Origin of the sequence: Paenibacillus barengoltzii NBRC 101215, from assembly GCF_004000745.1 — a bacterium.
Lineage (GTDB): Bacteria > Bacillota > Bacilli > Paenibacillales > Paenibacillaceae > Fontibacillus > Fontibacillus barengoltzii.
Window position 1 is genome coordinate 1 of sequence record NZ_BILV01000153.1, and the last position, 1,266, is coordinate 1,266.

The window sequence follows — 1,266 nt, forward strand, 5'->3', positions numbered from 1 at the left end:
GTACCTCTGTCAATAGAGTAGACACAAAGAATCGAGAAAATTATGCGGCAGATCGGTACATACGTTCGCACTCATTGGGCGTAGAATACCCAATCGCGGAATGGATTCGTTTTCCATTGTAGAAGCAGGTAATATATTCAAAAATGCGTTTCTTGGCTTGCTTGCGTGTTTTGAACTTCTCCAAGTAGACAAGTTCTTTCTTAAGCACACTGTGGAACGATTCAATACACGCATTATCGTAGCAGTTCCCTTTGCGGCTCATACTGCCTTTCATCTTGTAGGTGCGCAGCCGCGCCTGGTAGTCATGAGAAGCGTACTGGCTGCCGCGATCCGAATGATGCAGAACCTCTTCGCACGGTCGCTGCTGGCTGTGGGCGCGGTCCAGCGCCGTTAACACGAGTTCTTTCGTCATTCGCTCATCCATGTGAAATCCAACGATTTTACGACTGTACAGGTCCATGATGCTTGCCAGGTATAGCCAACCCTCATCGGTCGGGATATACGTAATATCAGCCACCCAGGCCTTGTTTGGAGCGGACGGATTAAACTCGCGGTTCAACACGTTCTCTTGGACAGGCAGGTTGTGCTTCGAGTTGGTTGTGGCCTTGTATTTCTTCACCGTGCGAGAACGTAAACCCAGCTCCTTCATGATCCGAGCGACTGTTTTCTCGGACACTCGTATGCCCTGCTTGTGCAGTTCTTTTGCTACTTTGGGGCTTCCATATAATCGACGGGATTCTAGAAAGATACGACGGATCCGCCGCTCCAGCTTGCGACGTCGCTTTTCACGTTTGCTGGCTTTTCGCTGGGTCCATTTGTAATAGCCGCTTCGGGATACTTCAAAGGCTTCGCACATCTTCGAGACTCGGCACTTGAAGCGATGATCGTGGATGAAGGCATAGATCAGCGCCGGTCTTTGGCGAAGTAGTGCATCGCCTTTTTTAAGATGTCGTTCTCCTCTTCCAGATCACGAAGGCGTTTCTGAAGATCTCTCATTGCTTTATCGTCGGCTTTCAGTTGCCCACTGCCTGGAAAGGCCTGTGCGCCGTCTTTCTTGTATTCCGCCATCCAACGATACAGGGTGTTGTCGCTGATCCCCAGTTCGCGGGCGACCTGCGCCACCGCTTTCCCTTCTTCCTGGATCATCTGAATCGTTTGCAGTTTAAATTCTTTATCGTATTTTTTCGTCATGGTAGCACCTCGAATTTGGATAGATTCATTTTACCCGATTCTCGGTTCTCCATGTCTACTTTTTAGTCTAGCAGC

1 protein-coding gene is annotated in these 1,266 nt (G+C 49.4%); it reads right to left on the minus strand.

Translation table 11 applies throughout. From position 1 onward, the window contains the following. Nucleotides 1–40: 40 nt before the first annotated feature. A protein-coding gene (locus tag PBA01S_RS22585; RefSeq protein ID WP_248931314.1) for an IS3 family transposase occupies nucleotides 41–1,191 on the minus strand; the annotation gives its coding sequence in 2 pieces (ribosomal slippage) (nucleotides 41–936 and nucleotides 936–1,191; 1,152 coding nt in all). Nucleotides 1,192–1,266: the final 75 nt, after the last annotated feature.